Genomic DNA, 21,953 nt, shown 5'->3' on the forward strand with positions numbered 1-21,953 from the left:
GACCGGTGGCCGTAATGGGCATGCGGGTACTGGGGAGGCACGTTGTCCGGGGGTTTGTCGCAGGATGCGCGGGATTTCCACGCCTTCGAGTTGTCGCGCTGGCAACGCGTGGTCGACAGATATCACCGATCCTGGGGCGAGTTGACCGGTTCGGCCGGCTCGGGGCTCCTCGACGCGATCGGCGTGCCGCCCGGAACGCGGTTGCTCGACATCGCCACCGGGCCGGGATATGTCGCCGGTGCGGCTTCCCGAAGAGGAGCGGTGGCGGTCGGCGTGGACTTCTCCGCGCAGATGGTCGCGAAAGCGCGCGCGCTGTTCCCGGACGTCGACTTCCGCGAGGGCGACGCGCTCGACCTGCCCTTCGCCGACGGCGCGTTCGACCGGGTCGTGATGAACTTCGGCCTGCTGCACCTGGGCGACCCGGAGCGCGCGATCCGCGAGGCGTTCCGCGTCCTGGCGCCCGGCGGCGCGTTCGGCTTCACGGTGTGGGCCTCGCCCGACGAGGCGGTGGGGTTCTCGCTGCTCTCGGACGCGATCATGGAGTTCGGCGAACCCGTCGCGCTGCCCGAGGGACCCGACTTCTACCACTACAGCGAGCCGGACAACTGCCGCGCGGCGCTGGCCGACGCGGGGTTCTCCGACACCGGGGCCGAGGTGCTGGCCCTGGACTGGCGGCTGGAGAGCGTGGACGAGCTGTTCCCCGCCTACCGGCAGGCGACCGTGCGCACCGGCGCGCTCCTCGACGGCCAGAGCGACGCCGACCGTGAGAAGATCGAACAGCGGGTGCGGGAGACCGCGGCGCGGTTCTCCGACGGGGAGGGCCGGCTGGTGATCCCGATGCCCGCGATCGCGGTCTGGGGCCGGAGGTGAGCACGTCATCGAACCGTCGTCGCGCCTGGTGGCGTTCGGCAACCAGCTCGTGCAGGCGCACATCGCGCTGCGCGAGCGGCTGGACCGGCTGAGGGACGGCCTGGCCGACGGCGCGCGGGTCGTCGACCTGCGGTCGCACTGCCTGTCGTTCTGCGCCGCGCTGGAGCGCCACCACACCGCCGAGGACGACGGCGTGTTCCCCGTGCTGTCCCGCGAGCACCCCGAGCTGCGGCCGGTGCTGGACGAGCTGGGCCGCGACCACCGGATCGTCTCCGAGGCGCTGACCGCGCTGGCCGCGCTGACCGGGTCGCCCGAGGTCGACCCGGTGGCGCTGGCGCGCGAGGTGGACGGCGTTGCCGCGTTGATGGAAACGCACTTCACCTACGAGGAGCGCAAGATCGCCGACGTGCTGTCGGCGTTGACCGGACGCCTCGGTGAGGCCGACGCGGCGCTGATCACGCGCGCCACCACCGTCACCGACGGGTGAGCGCCGGCTTCAGTGTTAAGTGAAGAACTGTCCGGGCCCGCCACGAATGTTCCGTGATCATTCACTCTGACGAGTGATCTTTCGTGCGATCCTGCCTGCGTGCGGCCACCCTGCGCCGCCGCACCAGGGAGGAGACACCCCATCGTGCGACCACGACCCCTGCTGAACCCGCTCGCCGTCGTCGTATCCGTCCTCGCCGTCGCGGCGGCCCTGCTCGTGCCCACCGCCGCCGCCGGCGCCACGCCGATCACCGTCGCCCAGGCCATCGGGCAGCAGAACGGCGCGTCCGCCACCGTGCGCGGCTACGTCGTCGGGCAGCCCACCGCCACCACCACCGTCGTGCGGTCGAACTTCCCGTCCGACTACGCGCTCGCGCTGGCCGACTCGCCGAGTCAGACCGCCACGAGCCAGATGCTGTACGTGCAGATCACGTCGGCGTTCCGGGCCCAGTGGGGCCTGCGGACCAACCCCGGCCTGCTCGGCAGGCAGATCGACGTCACCGGCCCGCTCGCCGCGTACTTCTCCCACCCGGGCCTCACGTCGCCGACCGCCTTCGCCAACGCGGGCACCTCGCCGACGTCCAGCACCACCGCGCCGACCACCAGCACCACCACGGTCCCCGGCGGCGGCTATGACGACACCTACTACCGCAACGCGCTCGGCAAGACCGGCGCGTCGCTGAAGACCGCGCTCAACGGGATCATCCGCACCAACACCAAGCTGTCCTACGACCAGGTGTGGGAGGCGCTGAAGGTCACCGACCAGGACCCGAACAACAGCGCCAACGTGATCCTGCTCTACACCGGCCGCTCGCAGAGCAAGACCGGCAACGGCGGCGACCCCGACGACTGGAACCGCGAGCACGTCTGGGCCAAGTCGCACGGCGACTTCGGCACCGCGACCGGCCCGGGCACCGACATCCACCACCTGCGGCCCACCGACGTGTCGGTGAACGCGACGCGGGGCAACAAGGACTTCGACACGGGCGGCTCGCCGGTCGGCGAAGCGCCGGGCAACTACACCGACGCCGACTCGTGGGAGCCCCGCAACGCGGTCAAGGGCGACGTCGCGCGGATGCTCTTCTACATGGCCGTGCGGTACGAGGGCAACGACGGCTACCCGAACCTGGAGATGAACAACAGCGTCTCCAACGGCACCGCGCCCTACCACGGCAAGCTGTCCGTGCTGCTCCAGTGGCACGCCCAGGACCCGCCGGACGCGTTCGAGAAGCGCCGCAACCAGGTGATCTACGACAACTACCAGCACAACCGCAACCCGTTCATCGACCACCCGGAGTGGGTCGCGTCGATCTGGGGCTGAGCACGGAGGACGCCTGTCCTCGACCCCCTCCACGGGGGCCGGGGGCGGGCGTTCGCGTGTCCGCAGGGGCGTGGCTCACCTGATCCGGTGTTGACCACTCACTCATTCTCTGTTCGAATGAACTCACGTCGTGTTCGGACAGGGGGGACCATGCGGGCCGGGATCACCATCCTGCCGGAGTACACCTGGGCCGAGGCGAAGCCGCGGTGGCTCGCGGCCGAGGCGTACGGGTTCGCGCACGCGTGGACGTTCGACCACCTGGGCTGGGGTCCGCTGGTCGACCACCGCTGGTACGGCTCGGTGCCCACGCTGACCGCCGCGGCGGTGGCGACGTCCCGGATCGAGCTCGGCTTCATGGTCGCCTCCCCGAACTTCCGCCACCCGCTGCCGTTCGCGCGGGACGTGCTGGCGCTGGACGACGTGTCCGACGGCCGGATCACGGTCGGCATCGGCGCGGGCGGCATGGGCGGGTACGACGTGAAGGTGTTCGGCGGGGGAGGGGTCGTCAGCCAGGCGCGCCGGTACGAGGAATTCGTGGAGCTGCTCGACGCCCTGCTGACCCGGGACCGGGTCGACTACTCGGGCGAGTACTACACGGCCGTCGACGCCCGCACCGCGCCGGGCTGCGTGCAACGCCCGCGCACGCCGTTCGTGCTGGCCGCCAACGGCCCGCGCGGCATGGCCCTGGCCGCCCGGCACGGTCAGGGCTGGGTGACCCTGGGCACCGCGCGGGACTCGCTGGAGTCGTGGTGGACGTCGCTGGCCGAGCTGTCCGCCCGCTTCGACGACGCGCTGGCCGCCGAGTCCCGCGACCGCGCCGCGGTCCGCCGCTTCCTGCAGACCGACGCCGCCCCCGTGTTCTCGCTGTCGAGCGTCGAGTGCTACCGCGACTTCCTCGGTCGCGCCGACGAGCTCGGCTTCACCGACGTGCTCGCCCCGTGGCCGAGGCCCGACGGCCCGTTCGCCGGCGACGAGGCGATCCTGGACGTGGTGGCCTCGGACGTGCTGCCCACCCTGGCCTGACCCCGCGTGCGCACGGGCCCGCCACCTGGTCGCGTCCGGTAAGTCCATTGTGGAGCGATGCGGATCAAACCATCACCGTCCGTGACCGTCCACTGAGGATCGCTCACCGATGTCGGCGCGCCGGGGCGGCGCTCGACCGTGCGGTGGCGTGCGTGGCAGTGACCGTCCTTTTGCGGCTTCGTCACGCCGTGCTTCTGAAACCCGTCTTGATCGGACAGCCTGACCGGCGCTTTCGCTCGAACTCGTGAATCCGGACAGTACCCGGATCACTGACACCCACCCATGCCACGGCTGTGGTGACCGACCGGATGAACCCGACGGCCGGTGATGCAACCTGCCCGAGTGGTGTTCGGTTCAACGACCGCTTCTTGCTCTCGGTGACTGTTAGTTTCCGGACAGTGATGACACCTAGTGAGGAGGCGACGATGAAACGCGTGATCGGCGTGGTGCTCAGCGCGCTCGCCGCGGCTGCCCTGACGACCCCGGCGGCGCACGCGGCCACCGGCCAGGTGGTCGTGTTCTCCGTCGAGGTCACCCCGCTCGAGACCTTCGACGACCCCAAGGGCTGCAAGACCCTCCCGGTCGGCGCGCACGTGCTGGCCAACCTGACCGACCGCGACGTCACGATCTACGGCGACCCGGCCTGCTTCTCGCCGCTCGTCGTCGTCGGGCCCGGCTACGGCACGCACGTGCCGAACTACGGCGCGACCTTCAAAGCCTGACCGCCTTGGCCGCCAACCCAAACCGACGTCGTGGAAAGGGCGCACGTGTCCTTCGATCTGGTCGTGGTCGGAGTCGGCTACGTAGGGCTGCCGCTGGCGGCGGCGGCCACCGCCGCGGGCATGGCGGTGGCCGGGTACGACACCGACCCGGTCGTGGTGCGCACCCTCACCGAGGGCCGCTCGCACGTGCTGGACGTGCCGCACACCGAGCTGCGTGCCATGCGCGCCAGGGGTTTCACCCCCACCTCGGACCCGGCGGTCATCACCGGCGCCGACACCGTCGTCCTCTGCGTGCCCACCGGTCTGGGGCCTGACGGGCGACCCGACCTGGGCGCGGTCCGCGCCGCCGCCGAGACCGTCTCCGACCACCTGCGCCCCGGCACCCTCGTGATCCTGGAGTCCACCAGCTTCCCCGGCACCACCGACGAGGTGGTGCGGCCGATCCTGGAACGCCACGGCCTCGTGGCCGGCGAAGACTTCCCGCTGGGCTTCTCGCCGGAGCGCATCGACCCCGGCAACCGCAAGTTCGGCATCCGCAACACCCCGAAGGTCGTCAGCGGGCACACCCCCCTGTGCGCCAAGCACTGCGCCACCTTCTACTGCCGGTTCGTCGACCAGGTCGTGGTGGCCCGCGGCACCCGCGAGGCCGAGATGGCCAAGCTGCTGGAGAACACCTACCGGTACGTCAACATCGCGCTGGTCAACGAGATCGCCGTGTTCTGCGACCAGCTCGGCATCGACGTGTGGGACGTGCTGCACTGCGCGGCCACCAAGCCGTTCGGCTTCCAGCCGTTCACCCCCGGACCCGGCGTCGGCGGGCACTGCATCCCCGTCGACCCCCGCTACCTGCTGGACAAGGCCCACCGCGAGGGCGCGCGGCTGGGCGTGGTGGAAGCGGCCCGGCGGGTCGACTCGGCGATGCCGTCCTACGTGGTCGAACGGACGGTGCGCATGCTGACCCGCGACGACGTGCCCGTGGACGGCGCCCGCGTCCTGCTGCTGGGCGTGTCCTACAAGGCCGACGTGCCCGACACGCGGGAGTCCGCCGCGTTCCGGATCGCCGCCGAGCTGAGGGCGCTCGGCGCCCACGTGACCCACCACGACCCGGTGGCCGGCGACGTGCCCGCGCTCGGGCCGCCCGCCACCGACCTGGACTCCGCGCTGCGCGCGAGCGACGCCACCGTGCTGCTCGTCGCGCACAGCGGGTACGACCCCGGCCGCCTGGCCAGGAACGCGCGGCGGCTGCTCGACGTCACGGGCAGCGTGCCGGGAGGGGAGGTCATGCGCCTTTGAGACCCCCGAGGCGGGGGACCCCCGATCAACGCAAGGTATCGCCGGAACCACCTCACTACCTTTAGGAGTGTCCGAATGGTCATGTCCACGCCGGTCAAGAGCGATCGGCTCAAGAAGCGCTTCGAGAAGTGGGACGTCGACGGCAACGGCCGCATCGAGAAGTCCGACTACATCGCCGAGGCGCACCGCATCATCGACGCGTTCGGCGCGGACCCGTCGTCGCCGAGCGCTCGTGCGCTGGTCGACGCCTACACGTCCATGTTCGAGTTCCTGGCCGAGAAGGCCGGCGTCGGCGCGGACGGCTCGATGACCGAGGACCAGTTCCTCGACGTGGCCGAGGCGCAGGTGTTCGCCGAGGGCGACGCCGGGTTCAACCGCGTGGTGCGGCCGACCGTCGCCGCCATGGTGGGCCTGTGCGACACCGACGGGGACGGCGAGGTGAACCCGTCGGAGTTCCGCAAGTGGCTCAAGGCCATCGGCGTGGACGACTCGTCCGCCGTGGAGTCGTTCCGGACCATCGACACCAACGGCAGCGGGACGCTGGCCGTCGACGAGCTGGTGGCCGCGGTGCGCGCCTACCACTTCGGCACCCTCGACGTGCCGCTGCTCGGTCACTGACCTGACGACGACGACGCCCCGGGGACTGTTCCCCGGGGCGTCGTCGTCCTGCGGTCAGAACGCCGGCACGACCGCCGGGCTGAACACGACCTCCACCTCCGGGCGCAGGCCGAGTTCCGGGCCGGTGCGCGGGACCGGGGTGGTGATCAGGATGTTGTAGTGGTTGGGGTGGTGGCAGGCGTCGAACCCGAGCACGGTGCCGACCAGCTCGCCGTCGCACCACACCTCGTCGCCCCGGTCGATGACGCCCGCGTTGCCGATCTCCACGAACCCGAGGAACGCCACCCGGTCGATCCGCGCCCCGGCCGCCGGGTCGTCGTGGTCGGTGGTCACCAGCTCGTGCACCTCGCCGCGGCGCACGCAGCGGCTCGCGAACGGCTCCAGGCTCATCCCGCGGTCGTCGCGCCGGTGCACCAGCACCTTCACCACCCGGCTGCCGACCGCCCGCTTCTCGCCGTCCTCCAGCATCAAGCACCCTCTCGTCGGTACACCTCGTCCACCAGGTCCAACGCGGCCAGCCCGCCGTCGCGCCACGCCGACCGCGCTGCCACGGCCGCCGCGAAGTCCCGCAGCACGCCCTCGTACTCGTGCCACAGCGAGCCCTTGAACTCGTCGTAGCCCGCCAGCACGTCCGCCCGCAGCACGGTCCCGTCGGTGAGCCGCGCGGTCACGTCCTTGGTCTCGCCGGGGTGCGACCAGTCCAGCTCCACCACCGCCGGCGCGGAACCGCGCACGTGCAGCACCGCCTGCCGGTCGATGCCGCCCACCCGGGTGACGCGGGCCGAGTCCATCGTCACCTCGCCGAGGAACAGCCGCACCAGGTCCAGCGCGTTCGGCCCGTTGTCGGCCACGCACCCGCCACCGGACCGCGCCGGGTCGAGGTACCAGCGGTCCGCGCCGACGTGCTCCTCGATCCGCTCCAGGTAGCGCACGGTCAGCTCCGCGACGGGCGCGGCACCCGCCAGCTTGTCCCGCAGCGCCAGCACGTTCGCGTTGTACCGCCGGTGGAACGCGGTGAAGAGCGCCACGCCCCGCCGCCGCGCCGCCTCGGCCACCGCCAGCCCGTCCCGCAGGGTGGTGGCCAGCGGCTTCTCCACGCACACCGGCAGGCCGCGCTCGACGGCGTCCAGCGCGACCCGCGCGTGCACGTCGTTGGGCGCGGTCACCACCACCGCGTCGATCCCGCCCGCGTCGAGCATCGCCCGGTGCGACCGGAACGCGGGCACGCCGTGACCGGCCGCCGCGCGTTCGTCCAGGTCGCACACGGCGGCCAGCTCGAACCGGGGCGAGGACGCGATCGCCGCCAGGTAGAACCGCGAGATCACGCCCAACCCGACCACCCCGAGCCGGATCACCGACGACCGGCCCGCGCCGGACGTGCTCGGCGCGGCCCCGGCGTCGACCGGTCCGTGCCCTTGCGACCGATCCCGCCCCGACCGGTCCTGCTCCGGCAGGGGCCGCTGGAACCGGTCCTGCTGTGATCCCGCCTCGTCTCCCTGCGCCCGGTCCGGTGGTGGCGTGCCCGCCCCCGGTCCCTCGGTGCCGCTCACCCGGCGGCCCGCAGGGTCGGCGCGATCTCCCGCAACTCCTCGTACAGCCCGTCCGGCAGCGGAACGCCGTGGACGCGCCGCCAGCGGGCCAGTTCACCCTCGCGCCACCCGGGGTAGGTCACCGGCCGGCGCGGGTCGAGCGGTGGCGTGCCGGTGATCGCGCCGAACAGGGCCGCCGCGTCCCCGTCGAAGCCCGAGCGCAGCGCCGACGGCGCGAACACCAGCGCCATCACCCCGATGTCGTCGTCCCGCGACACCGACGACAGCGGACCCGTCGCCGCGCCCGGCACCAACGCCGCCAGCACCTCCACCAGCAGCCCCAGCCCGAAACCCTTGTACGCGCCCGTCTCCGGCGTGCCGCCCAGCCACAGCAGCCGCCCGTCACCCCGGTCGAACGCCGCCGGGTCCGTCACCGGCGCCCCGTCCTCGTCGGCCAACCACCCCGGCGGGATCGGCTCACCGGCCCGCGCCGCCGCCCGCACCCGGCCCGTCGGCACCACCGTGGTGCTCATGTCCAGCACGAACGGCGGCCGGTCGCCCGCCGGGCAGGCCAACGCCAGCGGGTTCGTTCCCAGCAACGGCTCCCGGCCGCCCGGCGCGGGCGCGATGCGCTGCCCGCCGCAGTTCGACGCGACCAACCCCACCATCCCGTGCGCCGCCGCACGGGCCGCGTGGTACCCGGCGCACCCGATGTGCGTCGCCCCGCGCAGCGCCACGACCCCGACCCCGTACCGCGCCGCCCGCGCCGAGGCCAGCTCCACCGCCTGCGACGCGGACCAGAGCCCGAGGGTGCGCCGCGCGTCGGCCAGCACGGACGCGCCCCGGTCGGCGAGCACCGCCATGTCGGCCGCGGCCTCGGTGCGCCCCGAGTCGAACAGCGGCAGGTACAGCCGGGTCAGGTTCACCAGCCCGTGCGTGCTCATCCCGGTCAGGTCGCCGTGGCACAACGCCTCCGCCGCGACCTCCGCCCGGTCCGGCGGCACACCGCGCGCCCGGAACACACCGGTGACGGTGTCCAGCAGGGTCGGGTAGGGCACCAGGACGGTCATGCTCCTCCGTTCCGCGCGAACCGCACGACGATGTCCCGAACCACGTCGGTGAACCGGTCGAGGTCGGCGACGTCGGCGTGCTCGCCGCGCGCGTGGGCGTTGTTGGCCTCCAGCGATCCGGGGCCGAGGACGGCGGTGCGCGCGCCCGGCACGTCGGCCAGCCAGATCGCGTCACAGGTGAACGCGGGCTCGTGCGCGGGCCAGCGCGGCGCCACGGCGTCCAGCAGCGGCACGTCCTGCGGCGGCAGCGCGGGCAGCCCCCGCTTGCGCCACACCAGCCGGGTGATCGCGGCGGCGTCGGCGGCGGTGCGGTCGAACGGCGGCACGTCGCGGAAGCGGGCGGTGAACTCGGCCAGCCCGTCGCGCAGCGCCACGTCCAGCGCCACCGCCAGCGCCCGCGCGGACGCCGTGCTGCCGTAGGACAGGTTCAGCAGCAGGTCGCCGCTGCCGTACACGCGGTTGTGCAGCCGGCCCGTGTGCAGCCCGGCCACGCACACCTGGCCGTCCGGCACCCGCCCGGCCAACGCCCCCGCCAGGTGCTGGGCCAGGAACCCCAGCAGCACCGACGCGTTGTGCCCGGCCTGCGGTCGGTCGTCGATCGCGTCCTCGCCCCGCACCTGCACGCACGCCGTCATCGCGGCCGTCGAGCGGGGCAGGTAGCGCAGCCCGGTCGGCTCGCAGAACACGTTGAGGCTGCCGTGGTACCCGGCCTCGACCAGCGGACGGGTGCCGAACACGCCCATCGCGCCGCCCTCCTCGCCGGACACGGCCTGGATCAGCACGCTCACGTCCCGCCCCACCGCCGGGTCGGTCATCGCGGCGCGGACGCCGGCCAGCAGCGCCACCGCCGGCCCCTTGGCGTCGATCGCGCCCCGGCCGTGGAACCGGATGCCGTCGAACCCGGCCGGCTCGAACGGCGCGACCGTGTCCAGGTGCACGTTGAACATCACCACCGGCTCGGCGTGGCCGACCCGCAGCACCAGGTTCGGCTGCCGGGCCAGGAAGTCCGGGTCCTCGGCGATCGCCTCGCGCACCACCGCGGGCACGTCGTGCCGCAGCACGTCGACCTCCCGCGCGGGCCCCAGGTGCACCGTCCGCATCCCGAACGACTCGGCCGCCGCCGAGTACGCGTGCGCCGCGTCCCACAGGAAGACCTCGTCGGTCGTCTCCAGCGGGCCGGCGGTCGGCAGCGCGAGCAGCTCCAGCAGCAGGTCGCGGTCCTCGCCGATCACCGCACGAGCCCGGCCATCGCCCGACCGGCTGCGACGAACGCGTCCGCCGCGCCCGGGGCGAGCGCTCCCGACCGGTGGGGGACCAGGCCGACGTGCGGCTCCAGCGACCACGCGCCCCGGTACCCGTGGGCGCGCAACAGCTCCACGCAGTCGGCCACCCGCGCGTCACCCGTTCCGGGCGGCACGAACCGGTCACCCGTCGCGTCCTTGACGTGCACGTGCTCGACGTGCACGACCACCTCGCGCAGCATCGCGTACCCGTCGTAGCCGTGCGCGACGCCGTTGCCGGTGTCGAACAGCAGCTTCAACGCCGGGTTGTCCACCGCGTCGAGCAGGTCCAGCGCGCGTTCCGCGCTCGTGCCCGCCCACCCGGAGCAGTTCTCGTGCAGCAGCACGACGTCGGCCGCCTCCGCCAGCTCGGCCAGCATCGACACCCGCGTGATCACCCGGTCGCGCCACCGCCGCTCGGACAGGCCCGCGTTCGGGTACGACATGATCCGCACGAACCGGGCCCCCAGCGCCGCGCACCGCCGCAGCAGCACGTCCAGCTCGGCCAGGTCGTCCTCGAACGGCGTGCTGATCGGCCGCGCCCACCCGCCGATCCGCGAGGCCAGGCACACCGCCCGCACACCGCGCGCCGCGAGCTCCTCGGCCACCACCGCGAACTCGTCGTCGTCCAGGTCCGCGACCGCGCGCCCGTCCACCGTGCGCAGCTCGACGTGCGACCAGCCCAGTTCGGCCAGCACCGCCAGCTGGCCCGCCAGGTCCGGCGCGGCCTCGTCGGTGATGCCGGCGAGCACCGGCTGCTGTCTACCGGACATGCGCGGCCACCGGGCCGGGCGACGCCTCGCCGCGCGCGGCCGGTATCACCGGCTCGGCGCAGATGTTCTTGGCCACCGACAGCAGCTGCACCACGTCGGTCGCGAACGCGAAACCCCGCGCGTGCTGGTCGCCCGCCGCGTGGAACAGCCGGTAGGCGCGCAGCACCCACTCGGTCAGCGAATCGTCCCTCAGCACCTCGTGCTCGCGCCGGCCGTTGACCGTGACGGTGAGCTGCGAGTGGTCGTCGTCGTCGCTCACCGCGAAGTGGCCGACCGCGCGGCCCTTCTCGAACTCCACCGTGATCCGGCGCTCCCGCACCGGCGACGTGAGGTCGGAGCTGATCTCGGTGCGCACGCCGCTGTTGTGCCGCAGCCCTATCCGCGCGCCGCCCATCCGCGGCACGACCACGTCGCCCACGGTCAGGTCGTGGCCCGCCGCGTGCGTGACCCGCGCGCTGCCCGCGAGCCGCAGCGCCAGCGCCACGCCGTGCGGCAGCTCCACGTCGAACGCGGTCTGGTGGCTCGGCCTGGTCAGCGACCGGCGGAAGCGCGGCTTGTTCTGCACGATCGAGATCGCCCGCGGCTCGCCCAGGGTGCCGCCGCGCACCAGCTCCATCAGCCGCACGGTCAGCGAGCTGGTCAGCCACGGCTCCACCACCGCGATCCGCAGGCCGTGCTTGCGGCGCAGCCGGATCACCCGGGCCAGGTCGTCGGTGTCGACGGCCAGCGGCTTCTCCGCGATCACGTTGCGGAAGCCGCGCTCGGCGAGCTCGGCCATCACCTCGGCGCGCACGGACGGCGGTGTGCACACGTGCGCGACCGTGTCGCTCGGGTCGAGCAGCGTGGCGGCCTCGGCGAGGCTGCCCACCATGGCCAGTCCGGGTCGTTCCGCGGGCAGCCGCCTCGGGTCGCACGCCACGATCGGCCGGTCGTCGAACAGCTGTCGGACCGAGGTCCGCGCCCTGGCCAGTACCGGCAGGTGCAGATCCGCACCGGCTCGGCCCAGTCCCACGACGAGTGTGCGCACTAGTGAGCCCCGTCTTGTCTCGTCCGGTCTCGAAGCCATCGTGAATGAGCGATGTCCGCGCTCAATTGATGAGCCCGACGGTGTCCCATTCGGGAAGGCATGTCAACCGCGCGCGGATGAGTTGACCAGGAAGAGTGAACTGCCCGGTGGTCGGCCGCCGGCCCGGTGACCTGCCATACGCTCACCCCCGGAAGCGGTGACCGCGGAGGTGAGTGCGCTGGCCGTGCCATTCTTCACGCAATCGGCGACATTTTCCGGATTGTGGCCGATAACGCGACGGCACATTGTCGAAGTCATTCGGAACGGCAAGTACTCCCACGGGCGAAAAGTGCTCGAACTGGAAAGCGCGCTGGCCGCGTACACCGGGGCCGCGCACGTGATCGGGGTGAACAGCGGCACCGACGCGCTCGTGCTCCTGCTGCGCGCGTGCGGCCTGCGCCCCGGTGACGAGGTGGTCGTGCCGGCGTTCTCGTTCATCGCGTCGGCGTCCTCGGTGGTGCTCGCGGGCGGGCGGCCGGTGTTCGCCGACGTCGAGCCGGACGGCTACGGCCTCGACCCGGCCTCGGTGGCCGCCGTCGCCGGGCCGCGCACCCGGTTCGTCATGCCGGTGCACCTGTTCCACCACCTCGCCGACCTGACCGGGCTGGCCGAGGTGGCCCGCCGGCTGGGCCTGACCGTGGTCGAGGACAGCGCCGAGGCGATCGGCATGCGCTACCAGGGCGTGCACGCGGGCCTGCACGGCGCCGGGGGAGTGCTGTCGTTCTTCCCGACCAAGACCCTCGGCGCGCTCGGCGACGCGGGCGCGGTGATCACCAACGATCCCGGGATCGCGGAGGCGGTGAGCGCGCTGCGCCACCACGGGCGGTTCGGCCGCACGATCGACAACTTCCCCGGCATCGCCACCGGGACCGGCGCGGTCGGCGTGAACAGCAAGATGGACGACGTCCAGGCCGCCGTGCTGCTGGCCAAGCTGGACCGGCTCGAAGCCGACATCCGCCGCCGCGCGGTGCTGGCCCGCCGCTACGCCGAGGGCCTGGCCGGCGCGCCGGGCGTGCTGAAGCTGCCGTCCGTGCTGCCGCGCCGGGCGAGCGTGCGCGGCGTGTTCTACGTGTACGTGGTCGAGGTCGACCGGCGTGACGAGCTGGCCGCGCACCTGGCCGCGCGCGGCATCGGCACGGAGACCTACTACCCCTCGCCGCTGCACCTGCAACCGTGCTTCGCCGACCTCGGGCACCGGCGGGGCGACTTCCCGAACGCGGAGGCGGCGTGCGGGCGCACCCTAGCGCTGCCGCTGTACCCGGACCTGGCGCTGGGTGACGTGGACCGGGTGTGCGCGGAGATCCGCTCGTTCTACTCGGGGGAGCCCGCGTGAGCATCCCGTTCTTCCCGCCGGACCTGTTCGACGGCGACCTGCTGCTGGAGGTGGTCGAGGAGGTCGGCCTCGCGCCGGACCAGCGGTTCATCCTCGGCACGCGCACCGCGGAGTTCGAGGCGGTGCTGCGCGACGCGCTCGGTGTCGCGGACGCGGTGGCGTGCGGCAGCGGCACGGGGGCGTTGACGCTGGTGCTGAGCGCGATGGGCGTGGGTCCGGGCGACGAGGTGGTCGTGCCCGCCTACGGGTGCGCGCCGCTGGCGTCCGCGCCGCTGGTCCTGGGCGCGACGCCGGTGTTCGCCGACGTGGACCCGTGGACGATGGTGGTCGACCCCGCCGAGGTCGACAAGCTGGTCACCGAGCGCACGAAAGTGATCATGCCCGCGCACGTGTTCTCGGTGATGGCGGACATGCCCGCGCTGCGGCGGATCGCCACCGGGGCGGGCGTGCGGCTGCTGGAGGACTCCGCGGTCGGGCAGGGCGGTGTGCTCGCCGGGCGCGCGGCCGGGACCTGGGGCGACGCGGGCGTGTTCTCGTTCGTGCAGGTCAAGACGTTCGGCATGCCCGGCGAGGGCGGCATGGTCGTCACCAGCGACCCGGCGCTGGCCCGCGAGGTGCGGATGCTGCGCAACCACGGCCAGGACGGCGTGCACCGGTTCGTGCACCACCGGGTCGGGTTCAACAGCCGGTTCGACGAGGTGATGGCGGCCTTCCAGCTGCGCCGCTTCGCGGGTCTGGCCGACCGGCTGGAACGGCGGGCGCGCATCGGCGAGTACTACACGTCCCGGTTCGCCGACCTGGCCGGCCGGGGCGTGCTCGCGCCGCCGCCGGGCCGGGACGGCCGCTGCTTCTACGTCTACTCGCTGCTGGCCGACCGGCGGGACGCGCTGCGCGACCACCTGGCCGAGCGGGGCATCGGCTCGCACGTCTACTACCCGGCGCCGCTGCCGCGCCAGCCCGCGTTCGCCGAGCACGCCCAGCGGGACCGCGACTGGCCCGCCGCGGCGTCGGCCGCGCGCCGCCAACTGGCCATCCCCATCCACCCCCACCTGACCGACGCGCAGGTGGAACGCATCGCCGACGAGGTGTGCCGGTTCGCGGCCACCTCCGGCGCACACGGCTGAGGAGACCTCGATGACCACCGTCGTCACGCCCGGATCCACGGGCGCGTACGTGAAGCTGGCCAAGCTCGACATCGTCGACTACTACCTCGGCGTCCTCGTGGTGTGGGCGCTGCTCGCGCCCGCGCTGCGGCTGGACCTCGGCGTGCTGGCCACCCTGGGCGTGTTCCTGGTCGGCGAGGTGTTCGTGATCGTCGCGATGGTCGCGTTGGACGACCTCACCGGCTACCGCGACGGCAGCGACGTCGCGAACTACGCCCCCGACGCGCCCGCGCGCAAGCTCAACCGCAAACCGCTGGTCGCGGGCACGCTCACCGAACCGCAGGTGCTGCGGTTCGCGCTGGTCACCGCCGCGGTCGGCGCGGCGGTGTGGCTGGGCGCGCTGGCCGTCGCGCCGCACCGTCCGCTGTGGACGGTGGCGCTGGTGGCGGTCACCTACTTCTTCGCGTTGCAGTACTCGTGGGGCGTGAAGCTGAGCTACCGCGGCTTCCAGGAGTTCTTCCTGGCCGCGCTGGGCTGGGCGCTGGTGCTCGCGCCGTACGGCCTGGCCACCGGCGAGGTCGACGGCGTGGTGGTCGTGCAGGCGCTGATCTTCGGCCTGGGGCCGCTGCTGTTCGGCGTCTACTCCAACACCAACGACGTCGAGGGGGACCGGCGGGTCGGCCGGCCCACGGTGGCGGCCCTGACCACGCCGCGCGGCAACCGGTTGTTCGTCCGGGCCGTGTCGGCGTGCGAGTTCCTGCTGATCCTGGCGCTGCCGCTGGTCGGCGGCCCGTGGTGGTTCCCGCTCGCCCTGCTGCCCACGGTCGTGCTGCGGCTCAGGCAGTTGCGGGTCGGCTTCGGCCGGGGCGACATCCTGCGGGCCCGGCGGATCGGCATCGACGTGCACCGGGTGACCGTCGTGACGCTCGTCGTGGTGAACCTGGTGGTGCGGTGATGGACCTCGACGTGGCCGTGATCGGCGCGGGGATCGCAGGACTGGCCACCGCGCACGAGCTGGCGCGGGCCGGGCGCGAGGTGCGGGTGTTCGAGGCGGCCGACCACGTCGGCGGGCGGATGGCGACCCGCCACGAGTCCGGGTTCGTGGTCGACACCGGCGCCGAGCAGATCTCCACCCGCGGCTACCCGGACACGTGGGAGTTGTTGCGGCGGTTGGGCCTCGACGACGTGCCGAGGATCGGACGGCAGCTCGGCGTGTGGCGGGACGGGCGGGTGCGGCGCGGGTTGGCGCACGCCCTGGGCCTGGTCACCGGCGCGGGGCTGTCCGTGCGGGCCCGGCTGGACTTCGCGCGCGCCACCCGCGGCCTGACCGGGATCGACACCGCGCGGCCCGAGGCGTCCCGGGCGGGCCGGGCCACGGTCGCCGAGTTCTGCGCCCCCTACCACCGCGACGTGCTGGAGTACCTGTGCCAGCCGGTGGTGTCCGGGTTCTTCGGGTGGCAGCCCGAGCGCTCCGCCGCCGCGCCGTTCCTGGCCCTGCTCGCCGCCATCGGACCGGCCACCGCCTGGCGGACCTACGCCGGCGGCATGGACGTGCCGGCCCGGGCGCTGGCCGCGGAGCTCGACGTCGCCACGTCGTTCCCGGTGCGCGAGGTGCTGGCCGGGCCGGGGTACGCCCGGATCACCGGTCCGGCCGGGGAGTTCCGGGCCCGAACCGCGGTGCTCGCCGTGCCCGCGCCGGTCGCGCGCGGCCTGTACGTCAACCCGCCGGAGCACGAGCGGCCGTTCCTGGACGCCTGCGCGTTCACCCCGATGGTGAAGGCGCACTTCATGCTCGACCACCGCCCCGAGCCGGACGTGTACCTGCTGGCCGTACCGCGGTCGGAGAGCCCGTCGGTGTCGGTGGTGCTCTTCGACCACCTCAAGCACCCCGACCGCGCGCCCGAGGGCCGCGGCCTGGTCACCGTGATCGCCAACCCGCTGGTCGCGCCCGCGATGCTGGACGCGCCGGACGACGAGGTGGTCTCCGCGCTCGCCGCCGAGGCCGAGCGCTTCGTGCCCGGCCTGCGTGCCGCGACGGGCTCGGTCGTGCACCGGTTCCGCCACGGCCTGCCCGAGGCCACGCCGCGCGCCCTGGCGCTGCGCGGCGAGTTCGCGTCCCGGCTCGGCGGGGTCGTCGACTACGCGGGCGACTGGGTGTCCTTGAGCCCCTACAGCGAAGCCGCGGTGCGCGCGGGCCGCGCAGCCGCCGCACGGGTCCACGCCGTGTCCCCCGACACCGGCAACAGGAGGCAACACGCATGAGGCCGCACGACATGGGCACGCTGTTCGACGAGATCGCGGCGCGCGGCACGCACACCACCGTGCACCTGGACCGGCCGTTCGACATCCTGCCCGCGGGCCACGGGCCGGGCGTCGACTACACCGTGCCGCAGCTGGCCGGGCTGGTCCGCGAGGTCGCCGGGTGGCTGCACGAGGCGGGCGCGCGGCGCGGCGACCGGGTGGCGGTGGTCAAGCGCAACCACTACGACTACGACCTGCTCGCGTGCGCGGCGGTGCGGATCGGCGCGGTGCCCGCGCTGCTGTCCGGGCACCTGCCCGACGACGTGCTGGAGATCCTGCTCAAGCGCCTGGACCCGGCGGTGCTGGTCACCGACCGCGTGCCGCCCGCCGGGCTGGCGCGGCGGGTGCTGTCGCTGGGCGAGCCGGCGCCGGGCGCGTTGACGCTGGACGACGTGCGCGGCGCGCGCGTGCCCGCGCCCCGGCGCAGGCACGACGACGAACCGCTGGTGGTCAACCACACCTCGGGCACGACCGGCGTGCCCAAGCTGGTCGTGCACACCACCCGCACGATCGTGCACCGGCTGGCCCGGTTCGAGGCGGTGCGCTGGCCGGTGATCGGCGTGCGGCGCGACGACGTGGTGGCCAACGCGAGCTCCTACGCGCACGGCCGCACGTTCTGCTGGACGGCCAGCGTGTTCTGCCTCGCGCCGCGCAAGATCGTCGTGCTCAGCGACCCGGACGCGGCCGAGACCGTGCTGGCCCGGCACCGGCCGACCGCGGTGGAGGCGCTGCCCTCGGCCTACGTGCGGTGGCAGCCGCTGGCGGCGCGGCCGGACAACCCGTTCCACGACGTGCGGCTGTTCGTCAGCACCTACGACGCCATGCACCCGCCGGCGATGCGGGCGATGCTGCACGCCTCCCGCCGCAGGCGGCCGCTGTGGATGCAGGGCTGGGGCCAGACCGAGACCGGACCGCTGACGTTCCGCTTCCTGACCCGCCGCGCGCTGGACCGCTCGCCGGACGCCCGCGACCTGGGCCGCCCGGTGCCCGGCCGGACCCGGCTGCGCGTGGTGGACCCGGTCACCCTCACACCCGTGCCGCGCGGGCACAGCGGGCTCGTGCTGGCCCGCACGGCGGCCCGGTGCGTCGGGTACGTCGGCGAGCAGGACCGGTGGCACGCCAAGAACACCGGGCCGTGGTGGAACACCGGCGACCTCGGCGTGCTCACCCGCGGCGGCGCGGTGCGGCTGCTGGACCGCGAGGTGGACTCCGTGCCGGGGCTGAGCTGCCTGCGCGTGGAGGACCTGGTCGAGGACCGGCTGCCCGAGGTGGTGGAGTGCGTGGTGCTCGGCACGCCGGGCCGGCCGCCCATCCCGGTGCTGGTGACGTCCGGCCCGCTGGACCCGGTGGCGTGGCGGCGCGCGGTGGCCGACCTGCCGCCGATGGCCGACCCGCGGGTGCTGGCGTGGGAGGACGTGCCGCGCACCGCCACCGGCAAGGTCCGCCGGCTCGACCTGCTCACCCGGCTGGTCGGCACCGCCGAGACGCACGGCAGCGGGCGGTGGACGTGACCACCTACGTGTTCGACCAGGCCCACGTCGCCGAGCAGCACCGCTGCCTGGCCGCCGCCTACGACCCGGTGACCTTCGGCCGGCTCGCCCAGACCGGGGTCCGGGCGGGGTGGCGGTGCCTGGACGTCGGCGCGGGCGGCGGCAGCGTGGCGCACTGGCTGGCCGGGCGCGGCGCGACCGTGCTGGCGACCGACGTGCAGCCCGACCACTTGCCGCCCGCGCCCCGGCTCACCGTGCTGCGGCACGACGTGGTGTGCGACCCGTTGCCCGCCGCGGCGTTCGACCTGGTCCACGTGCGGCTCGTGCTGCGCCACCTGCCCGAGCGGGACGCGGTGCTGCGCAAGCTCGTCGCCGCGCTGAAACCGGGCGGCTGGCTCCAGGTGGACGAGTTCGACAACTCCTACAGCCCGGTGCTGCTCGCGCCCGACCGGGACGCCGCCGAGCTGTACGAGACGTTCCTGGCGGTCAAGGAGAGCGTGTTCGACGCGTACGGCGTGGACGGCGCGTGGGGCCGCAAGGCGGCGGGCGCGATGGTCGACGCCGGGCTGGTCGACGTGGACCCGCGGGTGGTGGTGCACCCGTGGCGGGCCGGGTCGCCGGGCGTGCGGCTGCTCGCGCACACCACCCACATGCTGCGGGACAAGCTGGTGGAGGCGGGCATGACCGACGCGCAGCTGGCGGCCGTGCGCGAGCTGCTGGCCGACGGCCGGTTCCTGGCGACCTCGCCGGTCGTCTACTCGGTGCACGGGCGGCGGCCGGCATGACGTCGACGTTGACGGCCCTGCCGTGGTCGGGACCGGTGGACCTGCCGCTGGGCGGCGAGCTGGACGTGCAGGCGGCGTGCGGGCTCATGCACGTGCACGGCAGGCGGTTCGGGCGGCCGACCGCGCTGGGGCTGGACTACGCCTCGATCGTGGCCGCCGAGCTGGACGCGATCGGCGCGTCGGCGCTGGACGTGGCGCGGCTGCGCGGCGCCCCGGTGCGGTCGGCGGCCACGTCGGTGGCGCAGGCGGCGTTGCTGGCGGTGACGCAGTACCTCGCGGCGGCCACCGCGGACGAGCCGGACCCGGTGCCGACGGGCGTGGGCGGGCCGCCGTTCCTGTCCGCGGACGGTGTGGCGTTCGAGGTCGAGGCGCTCGACGCCGAGGTGTGGCGGCGGTTCTGGACGGCGCTGGACGCCGACCGGGGCGCGGTGGCGCGGGCGTGGCGGCCGTTCCAGCACCGGTTCGCCACCGCGACGTGCCCGCTGCCGCCGGAGCTGACCGGGTTGACCGCGCGGCTGCCGATCGTGCGGCTGGAACGGGTGGCCGCGTCGACCGGGATGACGCTGGTGCGGGTGGCGCACCGCGCGGTGGACGACGTGCCTCCGTACGTGGTGCGGCCATTGGGTGTGGGCACGGGGCCGGTCGGGGACGGCGCGCCGCGCCCCGGCGTGCTGCCGCTGTCGGGGCTGGTGGTGCTGGAGTCGTGCCGCCGGGTGCAGGGTCCGGTGGCCGGCCACCTGCTGTGGCAGCTCGGCGCGACGGTGGTGCGGGTCGAGCCGCCCGGTGGCGACCCGCTGCGGGGCGTGCCGCCGATGGCGGGCGACGTGTCGGCCCGGTTCCACGCGCTCAACCGGGGCAAGCGGGTCGTGCCCGTCGACCTGACCACCGTCGCCGGGCGGCGGGAGCTGCTGGAGCTGGCGTCGCGCGCGGACGTGTTCCTGCACAACTGGGGGCCGGGGAAGGCCGCCGCCTGGTCGCTGCGGGCCCGCGACGTCGCCCGGGTGCGGCCCGGGATCGTGTACGCGCACGCGTCCGGCTGGGGCGACGCCCTGGGCCCGCGACCGCCGCTGGGCACGGACTTCGTGGTGCAGGCGCACGCCGGGGTGCCGCCGTCGCTCATGACGATCGTGGACGTGTTCGGCGGGGTGGTGTGCGCCCGCAGTGTCGTGGACGCCCTCGGCGAGCGGATCAGGTCCGGGACGGGGCAGTCGGTGGCGTCGTCGCTGCTGTCGGCCGCCGCGCGGCTGAACGCGCGGGCGACGCGGCGGTGCACGGCGCCGTTGAGCGTGCCGGTGTGCACCGACCTGGCGGCGCTGGCGCGCGACCCGCGGTTCGCGCGGGCGCTGGTGTCCGACCGGTGCGTGGTGCCGGGTCCGGTGTGGGAGTTCGGATGAGCTGGACGTCGTCGACCGGGGTGGTGGTGCGCGACCTGGTGCCCGCCGCGCTGCGCCGGTCCTGGGTCGCGGCGGGGCACTGCCCCGACCGGGACCTGTACTCGCTGTTCCGCGACCGGGTGGCCGCGCACCCCGCGCGGACGGCGGTGATCGACGCGGGCGGGTCGTGGGACTACACCGCGCTGGACCGGGCGGTGAGGTGGCAGGCGAGGGCGCTGCGCCGGTACGGCCCCGCCGACATCATCGGCATCGACGTGCCGAACGGGCGGGAAGCGGTCGTGGCGGAACTGGCCGTGGCCGCGGTCGGCGGGGTCGCGGTGCACCTGCCCGACGGCGGTTCACCGGTGGTGAGCACGGTGGTCACGGACGTGTCGGAGGCGGTGGCCGCGGCGACCGACCCCCGTCGTGACGTGCCGTGGACGCCGATCGCGGTCGACCCCGAGGCGCCCGCGCGGATCCTGGTGTCGTCCGGGTCGGAGGCCGCGCCCAAGCTGGTCGCCTACTCGCACAACGCGTTCGCGGGCGGGCGGGGGAACTACGTGCGGGCCGTGCACGGCGACACGGCGGTGCCGCGCGACCTGGTGCTGGTGCCCCTGGCGTCGGCGTTCGGGTCGTTCGGCGCGGCGATCACGCTGTGCCGGTGGGGCGGCACGCTGGTGCTGATGCGCCGGTTCGACGCGGCGGAGGCGTTGCGGGCGGTGGCGTTGCACCGGCCGACGCACGTGTTCGGCGTGCCGACCATGCTGCGGCGGATGGCGGCTCTGGCGTCCACGGCGGACACGTCGTCGGTGCGGGCGGTGGTGTCGAGCGGGGACGTGCTGACACCGGGGGCGCTGGCGGCCGTGCGCTCGGCGTTCCGGTGCCCGGTGATCAACATCTACGGCTCGTCGGACGGCGTGAACTGCCACACCGCGACACCGGAGCACGGGGTGGGCCGGCCCGACCCGGCGGTCACCGACATCCGGGTGGTGGACGGGGAGATCTGCGCGCGGGGGCCGATGACGCCGCTGTGCTACGTCGACGCGCCCGAGCTGGACCGGCGGCACCGCCTGCCGGGCGGTTGGGTGCGCACCGGCGACGAGGGCCGTTTCGACGACGACGGCACCCTGCACGTGGTGCGGCGGCTCAAGCGCGTGGTGATCCGGGGCGGCTACACCATCAGCCCGGCCGAGGTGGAACGGGCGCTGGACGGCCACCCCGTGGTGGCGGAGGCGGCGTGCGTGCCCGTGCCCGACCCCGACCTGGGGGAGCGGCTGTGCGCGTGCGTGGCCGTGCGCCCCGGCCACCGCGCGCCGTCGCTGGACCAGCTCACCGCCTTCCTGCGGGAGCGCGGCCTGAGCCGCCGCAAGCTGCCGGAGCGCCTGGTGGTGCTGCCGGAACTGCCGCTGGGGCGCACGGGCAAGGTCTGCCTGCCCACGGTGACCAGGCTGGCGGCCGAGCACCACGCCGCCGGCCGCGAGGACCAGTCCGTCGGGAACGCGTAGGAGGTCGTGGTG

Annotated in this window: 19 protein-coding genes and 3 pseudogenes; 16 read left to right on the forward strand and 6 right to left on the reverse strand. The window is 74.1% G+C overall.

Annotated elements, in window-relative coordinates:
- Window positions 1-141 precede the first annotated feature (141 nt).
- The 8 genes and pseudogenes from ACIQMJ_RS20500 (at window position 142) to ACIQMJ_RS20535 (ending at window position 6,333) form a co-directional block, all read left to right on the forward strand.
- On the forward strand, window positions 142-870 hold the full coding sequence (locus ACIQMJ_RS20500) for a class I SAM-dependent methyltransferase (protein ID WP_499762585.1): 729 nt from the start codon (window positions 142-144) through the stop codon (window positions 868-870).
- 28 nt (window positions 871-898) lie between these two features.
- Window positions 899-1,357 carry a hemerythrin domain-containing protein gene (locus ACIQMJ_RS20505; protein ID WP_499762586.1) on the forward strand — a complete coding sequence of 153 codons (459 nt, stop codon included), beginning with the start codon at window positions 899-901 and terminating at the stop codon, window positions 1,355-1,357.
- A 216-nt stretch (window positions 1,358-1,573) separates the two neighbouring features.
- Window positions 1,574-1,900 (forward strand): annotated as a pseudogene (locus tag ACIQMJ_RS20510) (DUF6359 domain-containing protein); the annotation flags it as partial.
- Window positions 1,901-1,993: 93 nt separating this feature from the next.
- Window positions 1,994-2,677 (forward strand): annotated as a pseudogene (locus ACIQMJ_RS20515) (endonuclease I family protein); the annotation flags it as partial.
- A 150-nt stretch (window positions 2,678-2,827) separates the two neighbouring features.
- Window positions 2,828-3,700, forward strand: coding sequence for an LLM class flavin-dependent oxidoreductase (locus tag ACIQMJ_RS20520; protein WP_499762587.1), 873 nt, complete (start codon window positions 2,828-2,830; stop codon window positions 3,698-3,700).
- 425 nt (window positions 3,701-4,125) lie between these two features.
- Window positions 4,126-4,422, forward strand: a complete 297-nt coding sequence (locus ACIQMJ_RS20525) for a hypothetical protein (protein WP_499762588.1) — start codon at window positions 4,126-4,128, stop codon at window positions 4,420-4,422.
- Window positions 4,423-4,467: 45 nt separating this feature from the next.
- On the forward strand, window positions 4,468-5,715 hold the full coding sequence (locus ACIQMJ_RS20530; RefSeq protein WP_499762589.1) for a nucleotide sugar dehydrogenase: 1,248 nt from the start codon (window positions 4,468-4,470) through the stop codon (window positions 5,713-5,715).
- A gap of 81 nt (window positions 5,716-5,796) precedes the next feature.
- A complete protein-coding gene (locus ACIQMJ_RS20535) occupies window positions 5,797-6,333 on the forward strand; it encodes an EF-hand domain-containing protein (RefSeq protein ID WP_499762590.1) in 537 nt (178 codons plus the stop codon).
- Between the two features lie 54 nt (window positions 6,334-6,387).
- Here the strand turns inward: ACIQMJ_RS20535 and ACIQMJ_RS20540 are convergent, their stop codons facing one another.
- The 6 genes and pseudogenes from ACIQMJ_RS20540 to ACIQMJ_RS20565 form a co-directional block, all read right to left on the reverse strand.
- The gene (locus tag ACIQMJ_RS20540; protein WP_499762591.1) at window positions 6,388-6,801 is read right to left on the reverse strand and encodes a DUF6917 domain-containing protein; all 414 of its coding nucleotides are present in this window, start codon (window positions 6,799-6,801) and stop codon (window positions 6,388-6,390) included.
- A gap of 2 nt (window positions 6,802-6,803) precedes the next feature.
- Window positions 6,804-7,688 (reverse strand): annotated as a pseudogene (locus tag ACIQMJ_RS20545) (Gfo/Idh/MocA family protein); the annotation flags it as partial.
- A 191-nt stretch (window positions 7,689-7,879) separates the two neighbouring features.
- Window positions 7,880-8,932: an Ldh family oxidoreductase gene (locus ACIQMJ_RS20550; protein WP_499762592.1), complete on the reverse strand. Its 1,053-nt coding sequence runs from the start codon at window positions 8,930-8,932 to the stop codon at window positions 7,880-7,882.
- On the reverse strand, window positions 8,929-10,164 hold the full coding sequence (locus tag ACIQMJ_RS20555) for a M20/M25/M40 family metallo-hydrolase (protein WP_499762593.1): 1,236 nt from the start codon (window positions 10,162-10,164) through the stop codon (window positions 8,929-8,931). Before ACIQMJ_RS20555 ends, ACIQMJ_RS20550 begins: the two co-directional genes overlap by 4 nt.
- Window positions 10,161-10,985, reverse strand: a complete 825-nt coding sequence (locus tag ACIQMJ_RS20560) for a sugar phosphate isomerase/epimerase family protein (RefSeq protein ID WP_499762594.1) — start codon at window positions 10,983-10,985, stop codon at window positions 10,161-10,163. Before ACIQMJ_RS20560 ends, ACIQMJ_RS20555 begins: the two co-directional genes overlap by 4 nt.
- A complete protein-coding gene (locus ACIQMJ_RS20565; protein WP_499762595.1) occupies window positions 10,975-11,997 on the reverse strand; it encodes a Gfo/Idh/MocA family protein in 1,023 nt (340 codons plus the stop codon). Before ACIQMJ_RS20565 ends, ACIQMJ_RS20560 begins: the two co-directional genes overlap by 11 nt.
- 238 nt (window positions 11,998-12,235) lie before the next feature.
- Here ACIQMJ_RS20565 and ACIQMJ_RS20570 point away from each other — a divergent pair, with 238 nt between their 5' ends.
- Genes ACIQMJ_RS20570 through ACIQMJ_RS20605 form a run of 8 tightly spaced genes read left to right on the forward strand, consistent with a single transcriptional unit; the run spans window position 12,236 to window position 21,941 of the window.
- Window positions 12,236-13,384 (forward strand): DegT/DnrJ/EryC1/StrS family aminotransferase, encoded by a 1,149-nt coding sequence (locus ACIQMJ_RS20570; protein ID WP_499763060.1) that lies wholly within the window; start codon window positions 12,236-12,238, stop codon window positions 13,382-13,384.
- Window positions 13,381-14,508: a DegT/DnrJ/EryC1/StrS family aminotransferase gene (locus ACIQMJ_RS20575; protein ID WP_499762596.1), complete on the forward strand. Its 1,128-nt coding sequence runs from the start codon at window positions 13,381-13,383 to the stop codon at window positions 14,506-14,508. Before ACIQMJ_RS20570 ends, ACIQMJ_RS20575 begins: the two co-directional genes overlap by 4 nt.
- Before the next feature lie 10 nt (window positions 14,509-14,518).
- Window positions 14,519-15,442, forward strand: a complete 924-nt coding sequence (locus ACIQMJ_RS20580) for a UbiA family prenyltransferase (protein WP_499762597.1) — start codon at window positions 14,519-14,521, stop codon at window positions 15,440-15,442.
- Complete coding sequence (locus ACIQMJ_RS20585) at window positions 15,442-16,749, forward strand: protoporphyrinogen/coproporphyrinogen oxidase (RefSeq protein WP_499762598.1); 1,308 nt, start codon at window positions 15,442-15,444, stop codon at window positions 16,747-16,749. Before ACIQMJ_RS20580 ends, ACIQMJ_RS20585 begins: the two co-directional genes overlap by 1 nt.
- Window positions 16,746-18,299 (forward strand): class I adenylate-forming enzyme family protein, encoded by a 1,554-nt coding sequence (locus ACIQMJ_RS20590; protein WP_499762599.1) that lies wholly within the window; start codon window positions 16,746-16,748, stop codon window positions 18,297-18,299. The genes ACIQMJ_RS20585 and ACIQMJ_RS20590 overlap by 4 nt, the downstream gene beginning before the upstream one ends.
- Window positions 18,296-19,063 carry a class I SAM-dependent methyltransferase gene (locus ACIQMJ_RS20595; RefSeq protein ID WP_499762600.1) on the forward strand — a complete coding sequence of 256 codons (768 nt, stop codon included), beginning with the start codon at window positions 18,296-18,298 and terminating at the stop codon, window positions 19,061-19,063. The genes ACIQMJ_RS20590 and ACIQMJ_RS20595 overlap by 4 nt, the downstream gene beginning before the upstream one ends.
- A complete protein-coding gene (locus ACIQMJ_RS20600; protein ID WP_499762601.1) occupies window positions 19,060-20,457 on the forward strand; it encodes a CoA transferase in 1,398 nt (465 codons plus the stop codon). Before ACIQMJ_RS20595 ends, ACIQMJ_RS20600 begins: the two co-directional genes overlap by 4 nt.
- Window positions 20,454-21,941, forward strand: a complete 1,488-nt coding sequence (locus ACIQMJ_RS20605; RefSeq protein WP_499762602.1) for a class I adenylate-forming enzyme family protein — start codon at window positions 20,454-20,456, stop codon at window positions 21,939-21,941. Before ACIQMJ_RS20600 ends, ACIQMJ_RS20605 begins: the two co-directional genes overlap by 4 nt.
- The last annotated feature ends 12 nt before the right edge of the window (window positions 21,942-21,953 follow it).

Source organism: Actinosynnema sp. NPDC091369 (assembly GCF_044757065.1).
GTDB lineage: Bacteria > Actinomycetota > Actinomycetes > Mycobacteriales > Pseudonocardiaceae > Actinosynnema.

What these genes read in the sequence shown, in the direction of transcription:
- ACIQMJ_RS20520 (WP_499762587.1), top strand. Translation starts at nt 2,828, where the DNA reads ATGCGGGCCGGGATCACCATCCTGCCGGAGTACACCTGGGCCGAGGCG.
- ACIQMJ_RS20525 (WP_499762588.1), top strand. Translation starts at nt 4,126, where the DNA reads ATGAAACGCGTGATCGGCGTGGTGCTCAGCGCGCTCGCCGCGGCTGCC.
- ACIQMJ_RS20535 (WP_499762590.1), top strand. Translation starts at nt 5,797, where the DNA reads ATGTCCACGCCGGTCAAGAGCGATCGGCTCAAGAAGCGCTTCGAGAAG.
- ACIQMJ_RS20540 (WP_499762591.1), bottom strand. Translation starts at nt 6,801, where the DNA reads ATGCTGGAGGACGGCGAGAAGCGGGCGGTCGGCAGCCGGGTGGTGAAG.
- ACIQMJ_RS20550 (WP_499762592.1), bottom strand. Translation starts at nt 8,932, where the DNA reads ATGACCGTCCTGGTGCCCTACCCGACCCTGCTGGACACCGTCACCGGT.
- ACIQMJ_RS20560 (WP_499762594.1), bottom strand. Translation starts at nt 10,985, where the DNA reads ATGTCCGGTAGACAGCAGCCGGTGCTCGCCGGCATCACCGACGAGGCC.
- ACIQMJ_RS20580 (WP_499762597.1), top strand. Translation starts at nt 14,519, where the DNA reads ATGACCACCGTCGTCACGCCCGGATCCACGGGCGCGTACGTGAAGCTG.
- ACIQMJ_RS20585 (WP_499762598.1), top strand. Translation starts at nt 15,442, where the DNA reads ATGGACCTCGACGTGGCCGTGATCGGCGCGGGGATCGCAGGACTGGCC.
- ACIQMJ_RS20590 (WP_499762599.1), top strand. Translation starts at nt 16,746, where the DNA reads ATGAGGCCGCACGACATGGGCACGCTGTTCGACGAGATCGCGGCGCGC.
- ACIQMJ_RS20600 (WP_499762601.1), top strand. Translation starts at nt 19,060, where the DNA reads ATGACGTCGACGTTGACGGCCCTGCCGTGGTCGGGACCGGTGGACCTG.
- ACIQMJ_RS20605 (WP_499762602.1), top strand. Translation starts at nt 20,454, where the DNA reads ATGAGCTGGACGTCGTCGACCGGGGTGGTGGTGCGCGACCTGGTGCCC.